Source organism: Halorubrum sp. Ea8 (assembly GCF_002252925.1).
Lineage (GTDB): Archaea > Halobacteriota > Halobacteria > Halobacteriales > Haloferacaceae > Halorubrum.
The window spans coordinates 52,637-71,782 of record NZ_NHPF01000076.1; the positions used below are offsets into that span (position 1 = coordinate 52,637).

A 19,146-nucleotide genomic window follows, 5' to 3' on the forward strand; every position below is an offset into this window, starting at 1 on the left:
TTCCCGTCGCGTCAGTCGTCCGATCCCGCCCGTTCTCGAAGCGCCGCGATCCGATCGCCGAGCGGCGGCTGTACCTCGAACCACGTCGACCAGTCGCCCCTCGCTGGCTCGACCCCCCGAACCGCGGCGACGCGCTCGAAGGCGTCGGCGACGCGGCCCGCGCCGACCGCGTCCGCGGCGCGGTCGTCGGCGGCGTACTGCACCCGTCGGCCGACCCAGAACGCGACGAGCGCCACGGCGACGAGCGACGCGAACCCGGCCTGAAACGGCACCGCGACCGTCACGATCGCCGCCAGCACTCCGAGCACCGCCGCGATCGAGACCGCGCGGAACTCGCCGTAGTACGTCTCCACGCGCCCCGCCTCGGCCGCGAGGAGGCCGATCGCGACGTCCTCGTCGAGGCCGTCGAGCACGCTCTCCGTGAGGAACAGGACCCGCCTGCCGGGCGGTCCGCGAACGGCGATGTCGACACGTCCGATCCCCGCGCCGTCCCCGTTCGTCGCCGCCCCGTCGGCAGTCTCTTCGTCTCCCGTCGCCCCGCCGTCGGTCTCGATCGCGACCCGCTCGATGTCGAGCCCGGCGGTTTCGCGGAGCGAGGCGAGTCGCTTCCGCTCACCGTCAGTCGGCTCCCGCAGGTCGCGGAAGCGGTCGGCGGCGTACAGCGGTCCGACCTCGACCGCGAGGAAGCCGACGACGGCGACGCCGACGAGGAACGCGACCGTGAACATGGCTCCCCCTCCGTCCCGGACCGAATAAAGCGACCCGATGTTCCGCGCGCTCGGCGCTCAGTCAGCGGGGGACCCGCCCGGCCAACCCCCCGATCGCCCGCGCGGCGTCGCTCTCGGGGGCGGCGTCGACGACCGGCCGCTCCGCGGCGACGGAGCGACCGACCCGCGGGTCCGCCGGCACCACCGCTGCGGGCGCGCCCAAGGCGTCGGCGATCGCCTCGGTCGGCGGCTCCTCGGTCACTCGGTTGACGGCGCAGCCGACGAGCCCGGCGCCGAGCTCGCGGGCGAGCGCTCGGGTGCGGATCGCGTCGGCCAAGGCGAACGCCCGCGGGGAGACCACCAGCAGACACGCGTCCGCGACCGCGAGCGGAACGCCGGCGTCGGCCCGCCGGCCGGCCGGGCAGTCGAGGACGACGACGCCGTGGTCCCGCTCGATCGCGGCCACCGCGTCTCCCAGCGCCGACAGGTCGCAGGCGCGGGCGCCGGCGAGCGTCCGTCCGCAGGGAACGATGTCGACAGGGCCGGTTCGCACCGTCTCCGTCGGGTCGGCGCGCCCGCCGAGCACGTCGTGGAGGTCCGGACCCCGACCGCCGGGGAGGTCGGCCATGCCGAGGTCCGCGTCGACGACGACCGCGTCGAGCGCGGCGGCGACGTTGTACGCGACCGTCGTCTTCCCGACTCCGCCCTTCCCCCCGGCGACGGCGAGGATCACGCGAGCCGCTCCAGCGCGTCGACCGGGACATCGGTCTCCGCCGCGCGCTCCGCCAGCGACGCCGCGCGCTCGCTCACCGCCCGGAGCCGGTCAGCGTCGCCGTCGATCCGGTCGTCGACGCCGGCGAGCGCGTCGATACCCCCCGCGTCCGCGACTACCTCCGTCGCCGTCGCCACGTCGGCGTCTGTCAGCCGCTCCGCCCGGTCGATCCGGGCCTCGACCGCAGCGAACCAGTCGTCGACCGAGGCGGAAGCCGCTCGCCCGGAACCCCCGGCGTCGCCTCCGGTGTCCTCGCCCTCGCCGTCGGTACCGCCCGCCTCGACGCCGGGAGCGGTCTTCTCGGGGCGGTCGGCGGTCTCGCGATCCCCGTCGACGGCCGCCCGCGGCGGCCGGTGGTCGGCGAGGTCGCGGAGCGCGTCGGCCGGCGTCGCGTCGCCACCTCCGTCGATGCCGTCGGGACCGGCGGTCGCCCGGGCGGACTCGTCCGGGTCGGCCGCCTCGACGTCGACGATCTCGACCGGGGGATCGACGGGTGGCGCCGGAACCGCGAAGCCGAACCCGCGTCGGTCGCCCGGGTCGACCCGCAGCGTCACTCCGGTCGCGTCCCACCCGTCCGCCGGGACGCCGCCGCGTCGCGGCGGCAGCACCGGCGCCTCGAACCGACTCTCGACCCGCACCCGTCGCGGGACGGCCTCCTCGTTGCGCACCCGACAGCGCACCAGCGACGCGTCGCCCGCCCGGTCGACGGTCCACGAGAGATCCATACGCCGGCTGACGCGGTATCGCTGATAAATCTCTGTCCGACGCCGACCCCGATCACGGGTCGGGCGCGCGGTCCGGACGGACGACCGTCTCGTCGAGCACCGCCTCCGGCGACCGCTCCCCGCGCTCGGCGAGCCAGCGCGCGGCCTCGACGCCGAGCGCGACGGCGGCGTCCAGATCGGCGATCCGGACCGCCGCGAGCGACGCGGCGAGTCGCGGCCCCTCGTACTCCGACGGCCCCGCCCCGGCCCGCGGCGGATCGACGCCGGGAACCGACGCCAGACCGTCGCGAAACGCCGGATACACGTCTATCGCGAGCTCATGGCGCGCCTCTCGCCGGCGGTTTCGCAGCCGGTCCTCGAGTTCGAGCCGTCGCTCCCGCTCGTCGCGGGCGCGGGCGGCCCGCTCGCGGGCCCGTTCGAGCGCCTGCTCGGCCGCGATCCGCTCGGTCTGCGCGTTTGAGAGCTCCGCCGCGGCGGACTCGAGGTCGCCGAGCGCCTCGTCGGTCTCCGCCTCGACGGCCCGACGCGCCCGCACGTCGCCGCGGAGCGCCGCGACGCGCTCTTTCAGCCGCTCCTCCTCGCCGCTCGCTTCCGCAACTCGCTGACGGGCCCCGGCGAGGTCGACCGACTCGACCCCGATCGCCGCGATCTCCTCCCGGAGTCGACCGAGATCGTCGCGCACCGACGACTCGCGTCCGCGCGACCGGGCCGCCGCCGCGAGCTCCCGCCGGAGGCTGGTCCCGGTCGGCACCTGGTCGAGGACCGCCTCCGGCGCGGGGGACGGGCGCTTCTCAGCCTCGTCCGACGCCGGCGCGCCGGTCACAGCTCCTCGCCTTTCAGTCGGTCCGGGTCGGGATGGTCCGTCCCGGCGGCGAACGCGGCGTACGGCGTCGCCGCCGCGTCTCGGTCCGCGTACGCGCTCGCCGCCTCGCGGACCGACTCGTCGAGCGCGACGAACTCGTTGAACGGCTCCGTCCGCTCGATCTGGACGTCGCCGCCGTGCGACTCCCGGAGCCGCACGGCGAGGAACGCCGCGTACGTCGTCGCGTCGAGCAACGCGGCCCGCCCGAACCGGCGGACGACCGGCTCCTCGTGGCGTCGACACAGGTTCCGGAGTCCGGTGCGAGCCGCTTCCGAATACGTCACGATCAGCAGCACGGACGCGGCTGATCGAGGGCCGAACTTATCGGTTCCGAACTATTCCGGATCGCCTACTCGTTCGACTTCGAACTCCGTGACTGCGTCGTTTTCGGGGTCTGTCAGATCGTCGGACCCGTTCGCGTCGACTCCGGAGAGGGCGAGCGCTCGTTCGCGGGCGGCCGGCGCCGAGGACGCCACGACGACTCGCCCGTCGACCGGATCGTCCCCCACCGCGCGGAACACGTCGTCCTCCCCGTCGAACTCCGTGGCGTAGGTCCGGAGCACCGCTGCCACCCGCCGCTCCGTGTCGGCGAGGTCCGCTTCGCCGTCCTCGAACGCGCGTAGGGCGTCCTCGACGTTCCGTATCGCGGAGATCCGGTCCATCTACGTCGTCCGCAGGTGTCCCTGCTTCGGCTCGTACACCTCTCCCTTCGTGCGGAGCTTCTCGATCTCCTGTTCGGCCTTTCCGGGGTCCATCCCGATCTCGCCGGCGCGGTCGAGCACCTCCTCGACGGGCGCGCCCTCCTGATACTCCTCCTCGATGTCCGCGATGAGGCCCTTGATGTTCTTGATGCGGTCGCGCTGGCTCTTGGAGGTGCCCGTCTCGACCACGTCGGCGTCGAACTGACCGGTCTCGGGGTCGACGCCGATGTCCTTGAGACAGGACTCCACGATGTCGGTCGCCCGATCGGCGTCCTCGCGCTCGACGGTGTCCGAGAGCCGGAGCCGCGCGCTCGCCTCCGCGAGCCGTACCATCGCCTCCAGCTTCCGGGCGGTGACGGGGACCGGCGCGTCCTCGTCGGCGCCCTTCGAGCGCAGGTCGACGTAGAACTCCTCGATCAGCTCCTTCGCCTCCTCCGTCATCGTCGGGTAACAGGAGCGCTTCGCGTGGGCGATGTACTTGCGGAGCAGTTCGGCGTCGATCTCCGGCGCGACCTCCTGAGTCACCTCCGCCACCTGGTCCGAGGTGAACTCGGAGCTCGCCAACTCCTCGCGCTGCGTGTTGAGCTCGCCGGCGTAGTTCGTCTTGATGATGTGTTTCGCTAGCCGGGAGTCGTGTTCGGGGTCCGGGCTGTCCGTCACCGTGAAGATCAGGTCGAACCGCGAGATGAGCGCGGGTTCGAGGTCGATCTGCTCGCCGATCGGCTCGTACTGGTCGAACCGCCCGTACTTCGGGTTCGCGGCGCCGAGGAGCGAACACCGCGCCTTCAGCGTCGCGTTGATCCCCGCCTTCGAGACGGAGATCTTCTGCTGTTCGAGCCCCTCGTGCATCGCGGAGCGGTCGCTCGAATCCATCTTATCCAGCTCGTCGACTGCGGCGATCCCCTTATCGGCTAAGACGAGCGCGCCGGCTTCGAGCGACCACTGCTGGCCGTCGCCGAAGTCGTCCCTCACGGCCGCGGCGGTGAGCCCCGCCGCCGACGACCCCTTCCCGGACGTGTACACCGACCGGGGTGCGATGTTTTCTACGTACGAAATCATCTGTGAGTTGTGCGAGACGACGCCGTTTCCAAGATACGTATGCGTGTCTGCGACCTCCAGATCGTAGACCCACTCGTAATCCGGCTCGACCGATTCGATCGACTCGATCCGGTCCCAGTGAACGTCGTTCGCACACAGACGATCGAGTTCGGAGACATCTTGGGCGACCGATAAGGCCTCATCGAGACGATCCAAAATCACGTCCTTTGCGTCCGCGGTCTGTCCACCGTCGGGAGCGACGTCGTTCCGCTCGTAGTAGCTGATCGCGGTTTGAGAGACGTCTATACCCTCTGAGAGCATCTTCTGAGAGATGTTCAGTTCCTCCCGCAGTGTCTCGACTTCCTGCCAGTCGCCGTCCAGCAGCTCTCCGCGCTTCTCGCGAAGCCAGTCCAAGCGAGTTTCGAACGTGTCGACAACCGCTCTCAGACTCGATCTACTCGGGTTTCTGTCGCCACGTTCGTAGTGTTGATACGTCGGACGCGGCAGTCCGATATCGAATTGCGACAACGCGAGCGCCTCGCGAATCCGCCGGAGGTCGTCACTCAGTCCGGGAATCACGTCGGTGTTTGTGTTCTCTGGAACGTCGTCGAACGCTTCCGAGGCCGTCGCTTTGCGATCGGTAACGAACCCAATCTCGTCGATGTACTTGACGAAATCCCGCCCACTGATGCGCAGTCGATAGCTGTCGTTGTGTCGTTTCCGAAGATGGCTCTGGATCCCGAACGCGAGGAGTAACGTCTGTACTCCGGTCAGCAGCCCTCTGCTCATCGAGGAAATCGTGATCTCGCGTTCTTTGGGTGAGACCGTCCCCTCGCTGTCAACGTACGCCTGTAGGAACCCCTTCTTATTCTCCGGACTCGCCTGTTTAAGACAATCTGGGACGAGTTGATCCTCAGAGTTTTTGAGAATTGCCGGTTCGAGTTCTCTGAGGAACCGGACGAACTCCAACGAGGAACAGCGGACGATTTCGGCAGTCTCATGATCCCATTTCTCTAGGCGGGACCACCGAACGCCCAACTCGCGGAAGCAGTTCTCCACGTCCGTCAGTATCTCTTCGTCGACGTTCGTAATCTCGGTAGCGGCACTCGATCCCGAGAGATAGGTATGCCCCTCGGCGATGATATAACCGAGGAGTCGAGCCAGAGTGGGATCGATTCGGGTGGGCGGCGTGAACGAATTCGCGTTGTAGGCTTCGACCTGCTGGAACGAAACGTCAAGCGAATCATCCCAATCCGCGTCGATGTTTCCGGGGACAGCAATGAGATCACCCTCCCTCAGTTGGTCTGCCCGTCGGGGAGACAATTCTCTGTTCAACTGTTTGAACAGCGGGTGCGACGGTGTTACTTCTACTTCGCGCCCCGATGCCATCGAAATTCGGTACATCCTATCCGGCGCTTCTCGTTTCCAGACTTTTGTCGCGGTCCCAGTCTCGACGGCTCCCGATTCCGTTACTGTTTGAACGCCGATATCTACCGGTTCGTATACCCCGTCGTCGACCTTTATCGGGTCTTCGAGCTTTGACTCTACTATATCTCCGATGGCCCGTTCTGTCCCGTCAGCAAGTGTCACTTTAGTATCATATTTTTGACACTTACCCGTACCCGGGTCGCCAATAAGGAGCATATGGAGGTCCCCCCGGATCCGCGAGCCGTCGGGGAGGTGCTTGGTGACGCCCGAAAATAGCTGGAGGATCATCGCGAGCTTCTCCTCCTCGTAGCCGTAGATGGCGGGCGCGATGGAGCCGACCATCGCCTCGTAGATGTCGTCGCGGTTGGAGAGCTCGATGATCTCGCGTTTGTCCGCCTCGGTGATGTCCATGTCCTCGAACTCCTCGTCCTCGATGGAGATGGAGACGCCGTCCATGTACAGGTCGAAGATGGCGGACTTCTCGTTGCCCTGCTCGACCTGCTCGATGTGGAGGACGCCGACGCAGGTGACGTGGTCGCCGGGGCTCACCTTCCCGGTGATGTCGTCGACGATGTCGACGTCGAGCGACTGGGGCGTCTCGCCGCCGCGAAGCCCCTCGGGCGACTCCTGTATGCGGAGCTTCTGAGAGTCGATGAACTCCGACTGGTCGAAGTTGACGCGGAAGGGGCCCTGTCGCTCGCAGCCCTGACACTCGTGGGGCTCTTGGAAGCCGCCGTCGCTCTGGGGGATGTACGTCATCGTGCCGCAGCGCTGGCACTCGAAGGCGGCCTCGGTGACTTTCGGGCGGACGTCGGTCGCCTTGCGGACGATCCCCTTGACGGAGACGAGTTTCCCGATGTGGTCGTCGTGAACGCGGATGCCGCGGATGTCGATGCTCTCGGGGAGGTTCTCGATCCGGACGTGCGCGCGGCCGAGGCTGACGTCGGCGGGGAGGTCGTAGAGCCGCAGCGCCTCCTCGGCGTACTCGCGCATCTGGTCCGGCTTCGTGCGGAAGTCCTCGGCGAGGTCGCGGTCGAACTGAAACAGATCGTCGTAGTCGACGTACAGGGAGCGCTGTTCGTTGGGGTATCGCTGCGCGAGGGTGCCGATCTCCTCGCGGTAGTAGTTGCGGTAGAACTGAATGAACCGCTCCGTAAGGTCCTGATTCCCGGCCTGAGCCATTACGAAACCCCTTCGTCGCCATCACGTATGAACCTCATGCTCGGGGCGGAGGTGGACCGCGCGGGTCGCGTTCGGCCCCGGGATCCGGTCCCGTTACGCCTTCGTCACGAACGTCGCGTCGGCCGAGGTGCGCCCCTCGTTGAACGAGAGCACCTTCGCGCGGATCACGTCGCCCGTCGAGAGGTCGCTCGGGATGTCCTCGGCGAAGACGACGAATCCCTCGACCTTGCCGACGGCGACCTCCGCGCCCGTGTGGTGGTCGGTGAGCTCCGTCACGCCGAACTCGTACGTCTCGCCGATCTCGACCGGCGGCTCGCGCTCCTGTGCGGCCTCGTGGGCGCGCTTCGACTCGCGGGCCTCCCCGGACGGCCCTCGCAGGCGACGGACGACGGTCACCAGGACGAGCAGGGCGATCACGGCCGCGGCTCCGACGACGATCGGGTCCGACGGTATCATACCGGGCGGTCGACCCCCGCTCACGTAAACGCCCGGGGTCGACGGTGGGGATCGATCCGAGGGGCGGCCCGAGACGGCGGGCGCGTCCGTTCGCGTCGACAGTCCCCCGCCGCCCACATGAGAAACGCCTTTGGGCTGGAGCCCCCCGACTCGACGTGATGCGAACACCGCTCGGTCGCCGTCGAGTCCCCCGCGAGCGTGGTGCGGCGTGAAGGTCGCGGACGCGGTGCCGGAGTTCGCCGACGCGTTCGGCTTCGACGAGTTCAATCGGATGCAACGCGAGGCGCTCCCGGGCATCCTAGAGACCGACAACAACGTCGTCGCCTCCGCGCCGACGGCCTCCGGAAAGACCGCGCTCGCCGAGCTCGCGATCTGCAAGACCCTCTCGGAGGGCGGCACTGCCCTCTTCATCGCTCCGCTCCGCGCGCTCACCAACGAGAAAGAGAGCGAGTGGGAGCGGTTCGAAGCGCTCGGCTACTCCGTGTACGTCGTCTCCGGCGAGCGCGACCTCAACCCCCGCCGCGCCGAGCGCGCGGACGTGCTCGTGACGACGCCCGAGAAGGCCGACAGCGCGACCCGGAAGCACGACTCCGCGCGCTACTCGTTCGTCACCGACGTCGACTGCGTCGTCATCGACGAAGTCCACCTGCTCGACAGCGAGAAGCGCGGCGCGGTGCTGGAGGTGACCGTCTCGCGGCTCCGCCGGCTGCAGGACCCCCGCGTCGTCGCGCTCTCCGCGACCATGCCGAACGTCGAGGACGTCGCCAAGTGGCTCGACGCGCCAGCGGAGACGACCTACGAGTTCGGCGACGAGTACCGCCCGGTAGACCTCGAAACGGGCGTGAAGACGTACTCGCACGGCTCGAACGCGTTCGCCGATAAGTACCGGCGGCTCTACCGCGCGCTCGACCTGGCCGAGCCGCACGTCCGCGAGGACGGGCAGGCGCTCGTGTTCGTCTCCTCGCGGCAGGACACGGTGCAGGCGGCCAAGAAGGCGCGCGACGAGATCACGGACCGCGACATCCCGATCGACTCCCGGGGCGACTACGACTTCCACAACGAGGCGAAAGATCTCACCAACGACACGCTCCGGCAGTCGGTCACCGACGGCGTCGGCTTCCACCACGCCGGGCTCGGGAAGGCGGACCGCGACCGCGTCGAGGAGTGGTTCAAACAGGGGAAGATCAAGCTGCTCTTCTCGACGTCGACGCTCGCGTGGGGCGTGAACCTCCCGGCGCGCTGCGTCGTCATCCGCGACACGAAGTACCACGACCCGCTGGAGGGCGAGACGGACATCTCGCCGCTGGACGTGCTCCAGATGCTCGGCCGCGCCGGCCGCCCCGGCTACGACGACGTGGGCTACGGCTGGGTGGTCTGCGACCGCGCGGACGCGGACAAGTACCGCGCGCTGCTCCGAGAGGGCAAGGAGATCGAGTCCCGGCTCGCCGCGGAGCTGGAGTCGCACCTCAACGCGGAGATCGCGATGGGGACCATCCGCGGGCTGGAGGACGTGATGGCGTGGTTAGAGACGACCTTCTACTACGTCCGCGCCGAGTCGAAGCCGGACGCGTACGACTTCGGCACCCTCCGCGACCGCGTTCGGGACACCCTCGACTCGCTCGTCGACGACGGCTTCGTCGCGGCGGACGACGAGCTCGCGATCGAGCCGACGGGGCTCGGTCGCCTCGCCTCGAAGTACTACCTCCGCCTCGACACGGCTCGCCGCTTCCGGCGGCTCGCCGACCGCGAGACGCTGACGGTCGACCGCATCCTGGAGACCGTCGCGTCGGCCGGCGAGTTCGACTCGGTGTCGGCGCGGTCGGCGGAGTCGGACGCGATCGACCGTATCCTCGACGGCCACGACACCGACCTGGAGGACGGCCACCGGAAGGTGTTCGCCATCCTCCTCGCCGGGATGGCCGATTCCGTTCCCTCGGACCTGCGCTCGGACGCGTGGGTGATCCGACAGAACGCGCTCCGCCTGCTCGCCGCGCTCTCGGAGTTCCTCGACCGATTCGCCGGCCCCCGCGCCGCGAACCTCGCGTGTCGCGTCGAGGCGCGCGTCGAGCACGGCGTCTCGCGGGAGGCGGTCGCGCTCACCGCGATCGAGGGCGTCGGCTCCGGCCGCGCCGAGCGGCTCGCCGACGCCGGGCTCACCTCGCCCGCGGCCGTCGTCGACGCCGGCGCCGCGGCCCTCGAGAACGCCGGCATGAGCGGCTCCGTCGCCGAGCGGATCGTCGACGCCGCGCGCGACTGCCCGCGGATCGACGTCGACTGGGGGGACTTTCCGGGCGACATCGCCGTCGGGGAAAACGAGATGTGCGAGGTCGCCGTCGCGACCGTCTCGGGGAGCGCTCGGACCGGTATCCGGGTCACCGTCAACGACGTGGAGATGACGGCGACGACGACGTACCTCGACGGCGAGACGACGGTCCCGGTCGGCGTCTTCGGCCCGCCCGACGCCGACGAGCTGGAGTTCGTCGTCGAGGTCGTCTTCCCGGACCTGCCGCTGATGCCCGTCAGGGCGACGCGGACGGTCCGGGTGGCGTAAGTACGGTCACTCCTCGCGTTCCCGCCTCGTGACGTCCACGTGGTAGCCGTCGAGGATGTCCCGACCGAGGAGCACGGGGTAGGTCATGTGGTTCCGGTTCTCGATGCTCGCCGTCACGGTCCGCCACCGATTCCCGATCTTCAGGTCGATCTCGACCAGCGGCCGCTTCTGTCGCCCGGCTCGCGACCCGGATTTCACGCGGACCGTGTCGACGATGGGACCCGCGCCGATCTCCGCGGCGACGTCGAGGTCGATGCTCGTTCGCCGGGCACCGGTGTCCGACTTGCCGATCACCTCGATCGCCCTCTGGCCCGCGCTCACCGTCACGCGTTCGGTGTAGCCGATCGTCGTCGACGCCTCCGGTTCCGGATCGAGCGACGGCTTGCACTCCGGGACCGAGTCGTCCAGGACCGCCGCGAGCGACGCGACGCGGTCGGGGTCGACGCGGCCGCCGCCCCGCTCGATCGCGAGGGCGGCGATGTACGGTGCGGGGCTGACCCCCGTCGCCTCGAAGAGCCCCTTGAACCCCGCCGTCGTGTTCACCTCGAGAACGTACCACTCGCCGTCGCGGCACAGCAGGTCCACGCCGGCGTAGTCGAGGTCGAGCGCGTCGGCCGCCTCGCGCGCGAACCGCGCCGCCTCCTCCGGGAGGTCGTCGGTGAAGTCTTCGACCTCGCCGCCGACGGCGACGTTCGTTCGCCACTCGTCCGACGGCGCGTACCGTTTCATGGCGCCGACGACGCGGTCGCCGACGACGTACGCGCGGACGTCGAACGGCCGCTCGGCGCCGGTGTCGATGAACTCCTGGATGAACGCCCGGCGGCGGGCGATGTGCGGCGCGACGACGTCGCCCGCGTCGATGACCGCCATCCGGTCCCCGTTCGTCCCGATCGCGGACTTGTGGACCGCCTTCTCGCTCGTGAGGCGGTTGCCCTCGTTGATCGTCCGGTTGCTGAACGCGATGTACGCGTCCGGAACTCGGATGCCGGCGGCGGTGAGGGTCGCCGCGGCGCCGTACTTGTGCAGGGCTCGGACGACGACGGCCGGCGGGTTCAACACGGGACGCGAAGCGGTGTAGCCCGTCGCGATCCCGACGTCGTCGAGCGGCTGAGCGGCCTTCGTCATCAGTAGTCGGTTCGCGACGACGTCCACGTCGGGGTCGAACCGGAGGTCTCCGGCCTCGATCCACGACCTGGTGTTCTCCTCGCGGAGCCAGACCGGCTCGTGCCCCAACGCGCGAACGGCGTTGAGGATCGCTTTGGTCTCCTTGCTGTTGTGGAAGCTCAACACGCCGACCCGGACCGGTGAAGCCGACTCCGCTGTTCCCGACGAGTCCGCTCTAGGGACCTCGCTCATATGTAGCCTTACAGAAACGATCTTGTTAAGTCAAACACACGATTCTCCCGTCCGAGGAACGCGGGCCGGTCGCTCCCGGCCCGACCTCGTCGCCCGCCGCTTAAATCGGAAAGCGAGGCAACCCCGCGGCATGCCCGAACGACTCCGCGTGTTCGCCGGCGACTGTCGCGTGACCGAACGCGGCGACCGCTCCCGCACCCACCGCGGGCGCGTCGTCGTCCTGATCAAGCCCGACGACACCACGCTCGTCCACGACGCCGACGGCTACCAGCCGGTCGCGTGGCTCACCCGCCCCGACTCGGTCGTCGTCGAGGGCGACGGCGACGGCTTCTCCGTCACGGCTCGCGACGGGACTCGACGGCTCCGGGTCGTCGCCGAGGAGGCGACCGCGGGCCGCGCGCTCCCGGTCACGGAGGCCGGCGTTCCCGTCGGCACCTGCCCGGCGGACGGCGGGCCGCTCGTGCGCTCGCGCGGCGACGTGGTCTGTCTCGACTGCGAGGAGCGGTGGGGGCTCCCCGCGGGCGCGAGCGTCACCGACGGGGTCTGCGACGACTGCGGGCTCCCGAAGATCCGGGTCGAACGTGGCGAGCCGTTCCACCTCTGTCTCGATCCCTCGTGCGACCCGATGGAGGCGGCCGTCAGCGACCGGTTCGACCGCGTCTGGGACTGCCCGGACTGCGACGGCGAACTGACCGTCAACTCCGCGCCGGGCCGCGTCTACCTCGGCTGCGAGAGCTACCCGGACTGCGAGACGACGTTCTCGATCCCCTCGGGCGTCGTCGTCGACGAGTGCGACTGCGGGCTCCCCGTCTTCGAGACGGCGACCGGTCGCGACTGCCTCGACGGGCCCTGTGAGTACGCGGGGCACGCGGCGGGCGAGAAATAGCGAGACGGGCCGAAGCGACCCCGGCTACTCCGCGAGCTGCTCGCGGCCCGGCGCGATGAGCCGGTCGAGGTACTCGGAGAGCGCTCCCTTCGCGTCGGCGGGGTGGAGCTCGCCGGACTCCAGGTCGGCCTCCAGCGCGTCGTACGCGTCGTACGCCAAGTCGCCGCCGTACTCCTCCGGTCGCTCGACGCGGACCGTCTCGAACCGCGGGAACACGTGGTACTCGAACACCTGCAGGACCGGGTTCTCCCGCGACTCGCCGTCGTCGGTCGGCTCGGGGTCGGCGGTCGGCGGGCAGTACGCGTCGTTCACCTTCGACTCGATGTCCTCGCGGGAGTCCTCCATCGAGATGGTGACGCCCTCGCTGGAGGACATCTTCCCGCGGCCGGTGCCCAGGTCGGCGATGAGCGGCGTGTGGAGGCTCGTCGGCGGTTCGCGGTCGATGCTCGGGAGCACGTCGCGCGCGAGCATGTGGACCTTGCGCTGCTCCATCCCGCCGACCGCGAGGTCGACGCCGAGGTACGGGATGTCGAGCGCCTGCATCAGCGGGTACACCGCCTGCGACACCTTCACCGAGTCGCCGGAGGTGATCTCGGCCATCGCGCGCTCGGCCCGCGCGAGCGTCGTCTCCAGCTCCAGCGCGTGCAGGTCGAGCGTGTAGTCGTCGTCGAGCTGGAAGTCGGAGCCGAGCACGAACTGCGTGTTCGACTCGTCGAGCCCGTACGCGATGAACTGGTCGCGCATGCGCTCTGCGGTGTGGCGGATCTCCTCGAACGACCCCTTGTCGTTGAGGTAGGCGTGCACGTCCGCGAGCAGCACCGTCACCTCGAACCCGGCCTCCTGGAGGTCGATGAGCTTGTTCGCGGTGAGCATGTGCCCGATGTGGAGGACGCCCGAGGGCTCGTAGCCGACGTACGCCCGCTTCCCGTCGGGGTCGTCGGCCAGCGCCTCGATCTCCTCCTCGGTGACCACCTCGGCCGCGTTCCGGGTGATCCGCTCGTAGGCGTCCATACGAACGACTGTGCGGTTGTCGGACATATGACTTCTGGAAGCGCGCCGGCGCGTGACGGGCAAAATTCCCGCGGAACGGCCCTCTTGTCTTCGCCGGTGCTACTCCTCGGTCTCCGGCAGCGTCCGCCCCGCTCGGTGCTCCGAGATGATCCGGTCGAGGTGCTCCTGTTTCTCCGCCTTCCGCCGTCGCTCGGCCCGCCGCTCCCAGTCGTCGACGGCGGCCTCGAGCGTCGCCTCGTCCGCGACCGCCAGCTCGTCGACCTCGCGGACGGGCACCGCGTCGGCCGGGACGACCGGCACGCCGTGGTCGAAGAGGACCTGATCGGCGACGTCGGAGAGGTTCCCGTCGCGGATCACCGCTCGCGGGTCCGTCTCGGCCAGCCGCTCGGCGGTCCGGCGGCCCGCGCCGGAGGCGTCGCGGAGGTAGACGACGTCGCCGGCGACCAGCCCGTACGCCTCGTCGGCGGCCTCCAGCGCGTCGAGCGTGAACTGCTCGACCGCCTTCACGCTGACGAGCCCCCGGTCCGCGGCCACGTCGTCGAAGTTGGAGTGGTCGAGCCGCCACAGCTCCTTCAGCGTCTCCACTTTCCCCTCCAGCTCCTCGACGGCCTCGCGCGCCTCGTCGCGCTCGCGTTCCAACCGGTCCGTCTCGCGTTCGAGCCGGGAGACGGCGCGCCGGGAGCGCGCCTCGATCCGCTCCTCGCGTTTCGCCTCCTCCAGCTCCCCCTCCAGTTCAGCGATCCGCTCGTCGCGCTCGCTGAGGTCGTCCTCCAGCGACTCCGCGTGGGACTCCAGCCGGTCGACGCGTTCGCGGAGCCGCCGGATCGTCTCCTCTTCCTCGGTGCGCTCGGGCTCGGTGGGGTCCGACTCGTCCGCGTCGTCCCCGCCGTCTCCGCCGCCGCCCCCGTCGTCCTCGCTGAGGTCCGCGATGACCGACTCCACCGAGGCGCCGCCGGCGACGACGCCCGCGATCACCGCCTCGCGGTCGAGCCGCGGCGGGGTCTTCGCCGCGATCCGGTCGAACTGGTCCTCGTGGTCGTCGTAGGCGTACAGCGCGGCCGCCAGCGCGTCGCGCTCGTGGTCGTTGTCGTAGCCCGCCTCCCGGGTCCGGTGGAGCTTCTCGTCGACGGGGAGGTCCGTCGTCGGTCGCCACCCGGCGGCGTCGAACGAGCGCCGAAACTTCTCGACGGTCTCGGGCATCGGCTCCACGTCGGCGGCGACGATGATCGGGCGGCCCTGTTCGATGATCCACTCGGTCACCTCCGCGGTGTCGGCGGTCCGCGAGGAGTACAGCGCGTGGACGGTGCCGTCGAGCCCGACGACGGCCGCCGCGGTCGTCGTCCCCGGATCGATGCCGACGATCACCCGGTCGCGCCGCCGCACGAGCGGCTCGTACTCGATCCCGTCGCGGCGCTCGCGCTCGACCTCGACGCGCACGTCGCCGGCCCGCGAGTTCGACACGGGGATGTCCTCCGGGCGCGCCTCGACCGCGAACGTCGCGTTCGCGTAGCCGCCGTACTTCTCGGTCACGTCGCGCTCGAAGTCGAGGTTCGCGTCCTCCAGCTTCGACTGGACCTGTCGCGTCCGCTTCCGGACGTTGCCGTGGATCCGCCGGGTGTAGCGGTCCTGGCTCCAGCCGCCCTTCCCGGTCGATCGACCGCGGGACACCTTCACCCGCGTCTCGTCGGTGAACGCGGTCACCTCGTGGCCGACGTTGGCGGCGGCCAGCCGGGCCGACGCCTCCGCCTCCTTCATCGGCTTTTTCCCGTACGGGATCCCGTGGCGAGAGGCGACTCGCGAGAGCGGCTCCGGGCGCTCCGCGCCGGTCACCTGCACGAGCCTGGTGCCGTCGGGCAGCGACCGGAGGAAGCCCACCAGTTCGTTCTTGTTCGCCGCCAGCTCGTAGGCGTTGTCGGTGGCGACGTACAGCGGCTCGCGGTCGTCTATCAGCCGGCAGAGCTTCCGGAACGACACCACGTCGCGGGTCACCCGCGCCATCGGCCCGTCGGCGTCGGGCGCGTCCGGGTCGTCATCGTCGACGGGGTCCAGGATGACGAGGGCGTACGAGGGGTCGTCGCCGCGAACGTCGCCGCTGTGCACGTCGACGCCGAACACCGGCCGGTCGCGGGCGCGGATGGTCCGGGTTGTCACGCGTTCACGTAGGCCGTTGCCGCGTATATACCCCACGCCGAGTGTGACGGTTTCGTCGTGGGATCCGGTTCAGTAGCTCCGTTGGGACCCGACTCTTCGAACGTGAGGTCGCTCGAAACGGAGGTCGATGCGGTATTTAAAAATCGACGAGCCGCAGCGAAGATAGCTTATAAAATCGGATGCGGTGGCGCGTGCCCGTGAGCGGCCGGCAGGCCGCGAACGGCACCGCGCGAGGGAGTCGGTGGTCCGGAGCGAAGCGAAGGACCACCGACGAGGCTGGGGAGGCGTGAGGTGCGGTTGCGGTGCGGTCGGGGTGGGACTCAAAGGGGCAGCCGTGAGGCGGGCGCAGGTGACGAAAGCACCGCAGGGAGCGAACGGAGTGAGCGACCGAGGAGCGCAGCGAGCGTGCGCCCGCCTCACGGCTGGGGCTTTGGAGGTGTTCACCACAAAGGAACCAGTCATGTAAATCCGAGCGACTGGGGCTTTGGAGGTGTTCACCACAAAGGAACCAGTCATGTAAATCCGAGCGACTGGGGCTTTGGAGGTGTTCACCACAAAGGAACCAGTCATGTAAATCCGAGCGACTGGGGCTTTGGAGGTCTTCTCCGCATCGCCGCCGTTCGCTTATAAATATCCGACTCAGTACAGGTCGTCGAGCTCCTCCTCGACGTGCCAGTGCTCCTCGGCCGGGAACTCGCCGCTCTCGACCGCCTCGCGGTACGCCGTGACCGCGTCGAGCATCTCGCCGCGCACGTCGCCGAACTGCCGGGAGAAGGGCGGCGACCAGTCGCCGAGCCCGACCGCGTCGTTGATCACGAGCACCTGCCCGTCGCAGTCGGGGCCCGCGCCGATCCCGATCGTCGGGACCTCGAGCGCCTCCGTGACGGCCCCCGCGAGGTTCGCGGGGACGTGTTCTAACACGAGCGCGAACGCGCCGGCCTCGGCGTGCGCGCCGGCGAGGTCGACGATCTCCTCGGCGGCGTCCTGATCGGTCCCCTGTCTGGCGTAGCCGCCGAGTCGGTTGACGTGCTGGGGGGTCAAGCCGAGGTGCGCCATCACCGGGATCCCGACTTCGGTCATGCGCCGCGTCATCTCGACGGTGTGTGGGCCGCTCTCGATCTTCACCGCGTCGGCGTCGGCCTCCTTCAGCAGCCGGCCGGCGTTACGCACGGACTCGGCCGGCTCGACGCCGAACGAGAGGAAGGGCATGTCGGCGACGACGAGGGCGTCCGCCGTCGCGCGGGCGACCGCCGCGGTCCGGCTCGCGATCTCGTCGAGCGTCACGGGGAGCGTGGAGTCGTAGCCGAGGACGGCGTTGCCCATGCTGTCGCCGACGAGGATGACGTCGACGCCGGCCTCGTCGACGACCGCGGCGGAAGGGGCGTCGTACGCGGTCAGCATCGTGATCGGCGCCTCGCGGTCCCGGAGTCCCCGCGTCGTGGTCATACCCGAACTCACCCGCGCGACCGGTTAAAATCGCCGGGATCCGGAAACCCGACGCGTCGGCGCCGCCCGTCTCTCTCGCGTCGCTCCCGCCCGGCGACCGCCACCGATTTGCCACTCGGCGCCCGAGGCGGAGGCGTGCAACCTGTCGAGCGGGCCGAGTTCGAGGGGGTCGACTACGGTTGGGTGATGCAGACGACGTTCGTGCTCACGATCGTCGTCGGCGCTCCGGTCGTCGCGGTCCTCTCCGCGTTCGTCACCCTCGAGTCGTGGGGGGCCCGCGCCGCCTTCGCGGTCCGCGTCGGCGCGCCGATCTGGTTCCTGACCGCCGTCGCCGTCGCGCTCTACGCGCGCCGCACCGACGCCGGCGACGGCGGCGTGACGAGAGACGACGCGGACGCCGAGAGTGAAGTGGAAAGCGCCGGCGACGGCGGGGTGGCGGGAGACGACGATGACGCCGAGGGTGGAGTGAGAATCGCCGAGGACGACGGTGACGCCGCCGAGGACGACGGTGACGCCGCCGAGGACGACGAACGCGATCGCGCGAGCGAGGGCGCCGGGAGCTAGATCAGGTCCGCCGCCCACGCGAACGCGACGCCGGCGCGCTCCGCCGCCTCCGCGTCGCGCGGCGAGTCGCCGACGAACAGCGCGTCCCCCGGCGCCGCGCCGAGGCGCTCGACCGCCGCGAGCAGCGACTCCGGCTCCGGTTTGTGCGTCCCGACGGTGTCGCGGCCGACGATCGCGTCCGGATCGAGGGCGTCGCCGAGCCCGTGCGTGTCGACGGCGACCCGGCACGCCTCCTCGCAGTTGAGCGAGCAGACGCCGGCCGGCGGCGTGCTCGGCCGATCGCCCGCTCCCTCGACCAGTCGCTCGCCGAGCGGGAGCAGCGTCGAGTCGCGCGCGCCGGCCCGCTCGTGGAGCCCGATCGCCTCCTCTACCGGCTCCCGAATCCCGTACTCGTCCGACGCCTCCAGCAGGCCCCAGAGATCCCTCGTCGGCGGCTTGACCGCGTGCTTGGAGTACACGTCGAGCACGGACGACGCCACCGTCCCCCAGTCGACCGCGAGCTCGACGAGCGTCCCGTCGAGGTCGTAGACGACGGCGTCGTATCCCGCGGGACCGGTCGGTCCGCCGTCGCCGGTCGCCGGCTCGTCACCCGTCATTTGCCCAACATCCCCCGCGCGATGATCGTCTTCTGGATCTCCGTGGTCCCCTCGTAGATCTCCGTGATCTTCGCGTCGCGGTAGAGCCGCTCCACGTCGAAGTCGGTCGTGTAGCCGTAGCCGCCGTGGATCTGGACCGCCTCGTTGGTCACCGACATCGCCGCTTCGCTGGCGCGGTACTTCGCCTTCGAGGCCGCGACGCGGTTGTCCTCGCCCGCCTCGGCCTGCCGGCACGCCTCGCGCACGAGCAGGCGGGCCGCGGAGACGTCCGTCGCCATCTCCGCGAGCTTGTGACGGATCGTCTGTATCTCGGCGATCGGCTCGCCGAACTGCTCGCGCTCGGCGGCGTACGACGTCGCCTCGTCGAGCGCGGCCTGCGCGACGCCGACCGCCTGCGCCGCGATCCCGATCCGGCCGCCGGTCAGGGTCCGGAACGCGGCCGAGAGCCCCTTCCCCTCCTCGGTGAGCCGGTTCTCCGCCGGGACCCGACAGCCGTCGAAGCTGATCCCGGTCGTGTCGGAGGCGCGGAGTCCGAGCTTCTCCTCTTTCCTCCCGACCTCGAACCCCTCCGCGTCGGCCGGGACGAGGAACTGAGTGATCGAGTCCGGCTCACCGGCGTCGGCCCTCGCGAAGACGATCGCCACGCCGCCCCGCTTCCCGTTCGTGATCCACTGCTTCTCGCCGTTCAGCACGTACTCGTCGGTCTCGGGGTCG

Annotated in this window: 17 protein-coding genes; 3 read left to right on the plus strand and 14 right to left on the minus strand. The window is 69.8% G+C overall.

The features are described from left to right. Positions 1 to 11 precede the first annotated feature (11 nt). The 8 genes from DJ74_RS08075 to DJ74_RS08110 form a co-directional block, all read right to left on the minus strand. The gene (locus DJ74_RS08075) at positions 12 to 728 is read right to left on the minus strand and encodes a peptidase (RefSeq protein WP_094526910.1); all 717 of its coding nucleotides are present in this window, start codon (positions 726 to 728) and stop codon (positions 12 to 14) included. Between the two features lie 61 nt (positions 729 to 789). Continuing rightward, complete coding sequence (locus DJ74_RS08080) at positions 790 to 1,440, minus strand: P-loop NTPase (protein ID WP_094526911.1); 651 nt, start codon at positions 1,438 to 1,440, stop codon at positions 790 to 792. Further along, positions 1,437 to 2,204, minus strand: a complete 768-nt coding sequence (locus DJ74_RS08085) for a hypothetical protein (protein ID WP_094526912.1) — start codon at positions 2,202 to 2,204, stop codon at positions 1,437 to 1,439. The genes DJ74_RS08080 and DJ74_RS08085 overlap by 4 nt, the downstream gene beginning before the upstream one ends. Positions 2,205 to 2,256: 52 nt before the next feature. Then, a complete protein-coding gene (locus DJ74_RS08090; protein ID WP_176451325.1) occupies positions 2,257 to 3,027 on the minus strand; it encodes a hypothetical protein in 771 nt (256 codons plus the stop codon). After that, positions 3,024 to 3,362: a hypothetical protein gene (locus tag DJ74_RS08095; protein WP_094526913.1), complete on the minus strand. Its 339-nt coding sequence runs from the start codon at positions 3,360 to 3,362 to the stop codon at positions 3,024 to 3,026. Before DJ74_RS08095 ends, DJ74_RS08090 begins: the two co-directional genes overlap by 4 nt. A 39-nt stretch (positions 3,363 to 3,401) precedes the next feature. Further along, a complete protein-coding gene (locus DJ74_RS08100; protein ID WP_094526914.1) occupies positions 3,402 to 3,728 on the minus strand; it encodes a hypothetical protein in 327 nt (108 codons plus the stop codon). Beyond that, positions 3,729 to 7,415: an LAGLIDADG family homing endonuclease gene (locus DJ74_RS08105; RefSeq protein ID WP_094526915.1), complete on the minus strand. Its 3,687-nt coding sequence runs from the start codon at positions 7,413 to 7,415 to the stop codon at positions 3,729 to 3,731. Positions 7,416 to 7,508: 93 nt separating this feature from the next. After that, the gene (locus tag DJ74_RS08110) at positions 7,509 to 7,871 is read right to left on the minus strand and encodes a TRAM domain-containing protein (protein ID WP_094525201.1); all 363 of its coding nucleotides are present in this window, start codon (positions 7,869 to 7,871) and stop codon (positions 7,509 to 7,511) included. Between the two features lie 208 nt (positions 7,872 to 8,079). Here DJ74_RS08110 and DJ74_RS08115 point away from each other — a divergent pair, with 208 nt between their 5' ends. Then, positions 8,080 to 10,422: a DEAD/DEAH box helicase gene (locus tag DJ74_RS08115; protein WP_094525202.1), complete on the plus strand. Its 2,343-nt coding sequence runs from the start codon at positions 8,080 to 8,082 to the stop codon at positions 10,420 to 10,422. A gap of 6 nt (positions 10,423 to 10,428) precedes the next feature. Here DJ74_RS08115 and DJ74_RS08120 read toward each other — a convergent pair whose 3' ends face one another. After that, entirely contained in the window at positions 10,429 to 11,778 is a 1,350-nt protein-coding gene (locus DJ74_RS08120) for a RimK/LysX family protein (protein WP_176451326.1), read from the minus strand. 130 nt (positions 11,779 to 11,908) lie between these two features. Here DJ74_RS08120 and DJ74_RS08125 point away from each other — a divergent pair, with 130 nt between their 5' ends. Continuing rightward, a complete protein-coding gene (locus DJ74_RS08125) occupies positions 11,909 to 12,664 on the plus strand; it encodes a topoisomerase DNA-binding C4 zinc finger domain-containing protein (RefSeq protein ID WP_170938351.1) in 756 nt (251 codons plus the stop codon). A 24-nt stretch (positions 12,665 to 12,688) separates the two neighbouring features. Here the strand turns inward: DJ74_RS08125 and DJ74_RS08130 are convergent, their stop codons facing one another. From DJ74_RS08130 to panB, 3 genes are all read right to left on the minus strand, one after another. Beyond that, entirely contained in the window at positions 12,689 to 13,675 is a 987-nt protein-coding gene (locus tag DJ74_RS08130; RefSeq protein ID WP_094526916.1) for a tyrosine--tRNA ligase, read from the minus strand. Positions 13,676 to 13,774: 99 nt separating this feature from the next. Beyond that, entirely contained in the window at positions 13,775 to 15,826 is a 2,052-nt protein-coding gene (locus DJ74_RS08135) for a DUF460 domain-containing protein (RefSeq protein WP_094526917.1), read from the minus strand. Positions 15,827 to 16,465: 639 nt separating this feature from the next. After that, on the minus strand, positions 16,466 to 17,272 hold the full coding sequence (gene panB, locus DJ74_RS08140; RefSeq protein ID WP_094526918.1) for a 3-methyl-2-oxobutanoate hydroxymethyltransferase: 807 nt from the start codon (positions 17,270 to 17,272) through the stop codon (positions 16,466 to 16,468). 135 nt (positions 17,273 to 17,407) lie between these two features. Between panB and DJ74_RS08145 the strand changes: the two genes are divergently transcribed. Continuing rightward, positions 17,408 to 17,836: a DUF5822 domain-containing protein gene (locus tag DJ74_RS08145; RefSeq protein WP_094526919.1), complete on the plus strand. Its 429-nt coding sequence runs from the start codon at positions 17,408 to 17,410 to the stop codon at positions 17,834 to 17,836. Here the strand turns inward: DJ74_RS08145 and DJ74_RS08150 are convergent. After that, on the minus strand, positions 17,833 to 18,432 hold the full coding sequence (locus DJ74_RS08150) for an HAD family hydrolase (RefSeq protein ID WP_094525207.1): 600 nt from the start codon (positions 18,430 to 18,432) through the stop codon (positions 17,833 to 17,835). The genes DJ74_RS08145 and DJ74_RS08150 overlap by 4 nt on opposite strands. Next, the coding region (locus DJ74_RS08155; RefSeq protein ID WP_176451327.1) for an acyl-CoA dehydrogenase family protein at positions 18,429 to 19,146 on the minus strand (718 nt) is incomplete at its 5' end. The genes DJ74_RS08155 and DJ74_RS08150, both read right to left, overlap by 4 nt.